The sequence below is a fragment of the Streptomyces sp. genome, from assembly GCF_050698815.1.
Taxonomy (GTDB): domain Bacteria; phylum Actinomycetota; class Actinomycetes; order Streptomycetales; family Streptomycetaceae; genus Streptomyces.
Genome location: NZ_JBOHCV010000680.1, coordinates 1 through 4,497 on the forward strand (window position 1 = coordinate 1; position 4,497 = coordinate 4,497).

General features: G+C 70.6%; 4 protein-coding genes and 2 pseudogenes. 2 read left to right on the forward strand and 4 right to left on the reverse strand.

Translation table 11 applies throughout. The features are described 5' to 3' along the window. Positions 1-398 (reverse strand): annotated as a pseudogene (locus tag ACRDP3_RS24315) (sensor histidine kinase); the annotation flags it as partial. A gap of 214 nt (positions 399-612) precedes the next feature. On the opposite strand from ACRDP3_RS24315, the gene ACRDP3_RS24320 reads away from it, so the two are divergent. After that, positions 613-960, forward strand: coding sequence for a DUF6223 family protein (locus tag ACRDP3_RS24320; protein WP_431519138.1), 348 nt, complete (start codon positions 613-615; stop codon positions 958-960). Between the two features lie 248 nt (positions 961-1,208). After that, positions 1,209-2,252, forward strand: a pseudogene (locus tag ACRDP3_RS24325) (transposase); the annotation flags it as partial. Here the strand turns inward: ACRDP3_RS24325 and ACRDP3_RS24330 are convergent. The 3 genes from ACRDP3_RS24330 to ACRDP3_RS24340 all read right to left on the reverse strand — a co-directional run. Next, on the reverse strand, positions 2,249-2,434 hold the full coding sequence (locus ACRDP3_RS24330) for a hypothetical protein (protein WP_431519139.1): 186 nt from the start codon (positions 2,432-2,434) through the stop codon (positions 2,249-2,251). The pseudogene ACRDP3_RS24325 and the gene ACRDP3_RS24330 overlap by 4 nt on opposite strands. 105 nt (positions 2,435-2,539) lie before the next feature. Beyond that, entirely contained in the window at positions 2,540-3,112 is a 573-nt protein-coding gene (locus ACRDP3_RS24335) for a hypothetical protein (RefSeq protein WP_431519140.1), read from the reverse strand. Between the two features lie 13 nt (positions 3,113-3,125). After that, positions 3,126-4,497: DUF3289 family protein (locus ACRDP3_RS24340; RefSeq protein ID WP_431519141.1), on the reverse strand; the 1,372-nt coding region annotated here is incomplete at its 5' end.

Genomic DNA, 4,497 nt, shown 5'->3' on the forward strand with positions numbered 1-4,497 from the left:
GCCTGCGCGAACGCCTCGCCCGTGTCGTGCAGACCCGAGGCCAGGGCCGCGAGCGGAAGGGCGGCCAGCATGGTCACGCTCGCCGCCACCGTGATGATGCGGTGTCCCGCCCGCACGGCGGCGTACACCGCGAACAGGAACGCGACGGCGGGCACATCGAAACCGGCCGCCTGATGACCCACCGCGCACAGCCCGGTGACGGCCAGGACGGGAACCGGAGCCCGGCAGCGGGCGGCCAACGCCAGGCCGCCGGCCGCCAGCAGCGCGTAGCCGAGCAGGTCGAGGTCCGTGGCGGAGCGCTGCCCGGACGCCCCGGTGACCAGCAGCGCCGCTGCCACGCCGAGGGCGATCGCCCAGTCTCTGACACCGGCCGGGAGACCGGGCCGTCCTGTGCTCATGCGCGCACATTAGCCGGACGCCGCTGCGGGCGAGTCCCGCTCAGGGACGAGCGGTTGCTACCGCGCACGCAGTACCTTCGCGGCGCCTGCGGCGTATAGGGCAGCCGGCTACGGCATCGGCGGCAGCGCGAAGTGCATCCGCCCGCAGGACGATCGGCGGTGGGTCCGGCGGACATGATCGGGCGACGTCCAGTCGTAGGAGAAGGAGCACCTCATGTCCATAGGTCATTTGCTCACCGCCGCCAGTGTCTACACCATGAGCTCCGGGCGACTCGGGGCCATCGTGGCCGCGCTCGTGGGGCTGACCGGCGTGGTCATCGGTGGGCTGGCTCTGGCCCGCCCCGCCGGGCGTATCGGAACCGGCAACGGGGGAAGGGGGGCGATCGTGGCCCTGGTGGCGGGGCTGATCGGTATGGCCCTCGGTGGGCTGGTTGTGGCCACCTCCGACGCTGGCATCGGCACCGGCAACGGGCGGGGCGGGGCCATCGTGGCCTTGGTGGTGGGGCTGATCGGCGTGGTGCTCGGCGGGCTGGCTCTGGCCCGCTCCCGCCGCACCGGCTGACCGGCTGACCGGCCGCGTTGGTGGAGAAGCCGACCGAGCCGATCCGAGCAGTCCCGCAGGCGCGGCCCGCACGCGCGCAGCGTCGAGATGCTGTTCATTCGGTGGCGCGTTCAGTGATCCGGCGGGCGGCGAAGAGACCGGAAAGGGCGGGTGAGGACGGCGGCCGCGACGACGGTGGCGTTGAGATTGAGGGTGTCGGCGAGGACACCGGCTACCAGAGCGCCGACGGCATAGCCGATATCCCGCCAGAAGCGGTAGCCGACATTTCGATCGTGCGTTACTGGGGTGACGGGCTGCTCGCCTCCGTGGACGGGCTGCGCTTCCAGGTGCCGGTGCGCACCATCAACGCCGCTCCGTCGCCGAAGTACTTCGGGTTCAAGCGGGGCATCACCTGGCTCAACGCCGTCAACGACCAGGTCGCGGGCATCGGGCAGATGGTCGTCCCCGGCACCCCGCGCGACTCCCTGCACATCCTGGACGCCCTGCTGAACCTCGACGGCGGGGTGGTGAAGCCGGAGATGGTGGCGACCGACAACGCCTCGTACTCCGACATGGTGTTCGGCCTGTTCAAGATCCTCGGCTACAACTTCAGCCCGCGGTTCCGCGACCTTGACGACCAGCGGTTCTGGCGGGCCACGATGCCCGGCGTCGCCACCGGCACGTACGGCGCGGTGGAGGACCTGGCCCGCAACCGCGTGAACCTGAACAAGGTGATCACGCACTGGCCGGACATGCTGAAGGTCGCCGGTTCCCTGGTCACCAACCAGGTCCGCGCCTACGACCTGCTGCGCATGTTCGGACGTGACGGGCGCCCGACCCCGCTCGGGGCGGCGTTCGCGGAGTACGGGCGGATCGCCAAGACCGAGCACCTGCTGCGCGTGGTCGACCCGGTGGACGACACCTACCGGCGGCAGATGAACCGGCAGCTCACCGTGCAGGAGTCCCGCCACAAGCTGGCCCGCGACGTGTGCCACGGCAAGCGCGGCACCATCCACCAGGCGTACCGCGACGGAATGGAGGACCAGCTCGGCGCGCTCGGCCTGGTCCTCAACGCCATCGTGCTCTGGACCACGAAGTACATCGATGCCGCCGTCGCCCAGCTCCAGGCCGAGGGCCACGAGATCCGAGACGAGGACATCGCCCGGCTCTCCCCGCTCAAGCACCGCAACCTCAACCTGCTCGGCCGCTACAGCTTCACCGCCTCGACCCCGGCCGCCGGCGCTCTGCGCCCGCTGCGCGACCCGGACGCGCCGGAGCTGGACGCGGACGACGATGGGGGCGAGCCGGACTAGTCATGGCCGACCAGCGCGGTGATGAGCCTGCGGGCCCTGGCCTTGGTCAACAGCTTCGCAGCCGTCGCGCACCGCTGCCGGGGAGCGCGCGGGGCGATGTCGGCGTCCAGCTCGGCGGCGGGGCCGACGGCGGATACGGCGCCGGTGCTCTCGTCGACGAGCACGGCACCGTCGGCGGTCACCCGGTCCGCGGGGCCTGCGATGACACGGTCGGCGGTGATCAGTAACGTGTGGGGGTCTCCTCTCGTGCCTGCTGCTTCCCGGCGAAGCGTTCCGCGAGAGCCCTCCTACGGGAACTGCTTCTCCTCGCGGCCGATGTCGTCGATCGGGCCGAGGATCGTCCAGCCGGGCCCGAGGGGGCGGGTGGAGCGGAAGCCGTGGGCGTCCGCGTACTCCTCGGCCTCCTCCGCGGTGTCCTCGGGGGCGCGCATGATCGTGTAGCGCGGGGGGTCCTCGTGGTAGAAGCGGTAGAACGTGCGGCCCTCGTCCTTGGGCTGGTAGAGGATCACGCTGACGCCCCAGAGGGCGTCGTACACCTTCTGGTCGCGCGGGGGCGTCGTCGTGCACGTGTCGGAGGGGCGGCCGGGCTCGCGGACGCAGGTCCGGTACCCGCTCCAGTCGATGCGTTCGGCGCGGGGGTGTTCCGCGATCAGCTTCCGCATCCGGGCGTCGGCCCGGGCAAAGGCGTCCTCGCGGCGGTCGTACTCCTGCTGCAGCCGGTTGAAGCGCTGCTCGTCGATGCCGCTGCCGAAGTGGGCCTCCAGGCCCGCGAGGACGGCGACCCGCCAGGCCAGGTACCCGGCCGTCACGACGAGCAGCGTGACGACTAGGACCCGGCCCGGCGAGCGCCTGTGGGGCATCAGGTCGGCGAGGTCAGAACGTGCCGCTGATGGGGATCTCGATGTCCGCCTGCGCGATCGGCGGGGGGTACTTCCCGTCGAACCGGTCATAGTGCTGGAGCGTAAACCAGTCGATGAAGCCGTACTGCGTGATCTCGTCGTCCGGGTCGAGACCGAAGTGGTCGTAGGAGTGGAAGACGAGCTTGCCGTAGAAGGAGTCGCCCTCGACCTTGTAGTCCTTCAGCGCGACCGTGTGGCCGTGGAACTGGTGGATCGCGATGGAGAGGGCGCGCTGGTTGGCGTCCCAGAGCGAGAAGTCGTACACGGGGTACTTCACGTCCTGGCGGAGGAACTCCTGGAAGAGGAAGTTCTTGGAGAGGTCCTCCTGGACCTTGAGCTGATCGGTGCGGCCCTTGTTGTCGATGAGGGACTGCTTGATGATCTGGCCGGCCTTGTCGGTGTACGTCTTCTCCTGCGGTGAGGCGCCGACGGCGCGGGAGAGGGCCGTGCCGGAGCCGCGGTAGAGGTAGCGGCCGGGGTCGAAGTTGTCGTCGACGGTGACCGTGCCCGCGCTCTGGCCGCCGCGGCCGTAGCGGAAGGCGTTGCGGAGGTCGTCGACGGACTGGGCGTAGTCGGCGTCGGCGCCGAGCTTGCCGAAGTTCATGATGTCGTTGAACTCGGCCCACATCAAGGACTCGGGCGTGATGCGGGCGACCCAGAACTCCCAGCCGAGGTCGGTGAGTTCGTCGAAGTTGTAGTCGTTGAAGGTACGGTCGTCGGCGACGCGCGGGTCGGCCGGGACGGGCGGGTGCTGGGGGTCGGGGGCCTTGCGGCGGCCCTCGCGGAAGGACGACTGGTGGATCAGCATGTCGGTCGGGGGCGGGTCACCCGGGTCTCCGCCGTCGCCGGGGCCGTCGGAGAGGATTCGCTTGCCAGGGGCCTTGGGGCCTGCCTTGTCGAAGGCGTGGCTGTCGAGGACGACGTACTTGGCGGAGCCGTCGGCCGTGGCGGTGGCCGTGATCGTGCTGCCGCTGCGCTGCTGGCCCGACTGCTTGACGAGGTGGCGGGCCTTCTCGTCGTAGCGGTAGAGGGCCGGTGCGGTGCCCTCCGTACGGTCAGGGTCGAGGCGGAAGGTGAGCCTTGCGGCGCCGTCCGCGGGGGCGGAGACCTGGAAGCCGTTGCCGAGGTAGCCCGGAGTGGACTCCGGGAACTCCTGCTGCTTGGCAGGGAGCCTGGTGACCTGGAAGCCGCCGACCTGCTTGGCGCTCAGGCCTTTGAGCGTGGCCTCGGCGGCGGTGGCGCCGCCGTCCGCGCGGCGGGTCACGTCGAAGGCGGAGTTCTTAGCGCGGGGGGAGGCGTTGAGCCTCGTCTCCTCGCCGTCCTGGACGTCGTCGCCGTCGGTGTCG

Excerpts from the sequence above, each read along its gene's own strand:
- ACRDP3_RS24335 (WP_431519140.1), bottom strand. The coding sequence starts at position 3,112 with ATGCCCCACAGGCGCTCGCCGGGCCGGGTCCTAGTCGTCACGCTGCTC.
- ACRDP3_RS24320 (WP_431519138.1), top strand. The coding sequence starts at position 613 with ATGTCCATAGGTCATTTGCTCACCGCCGCCAGTGTCTACACCATGAGC.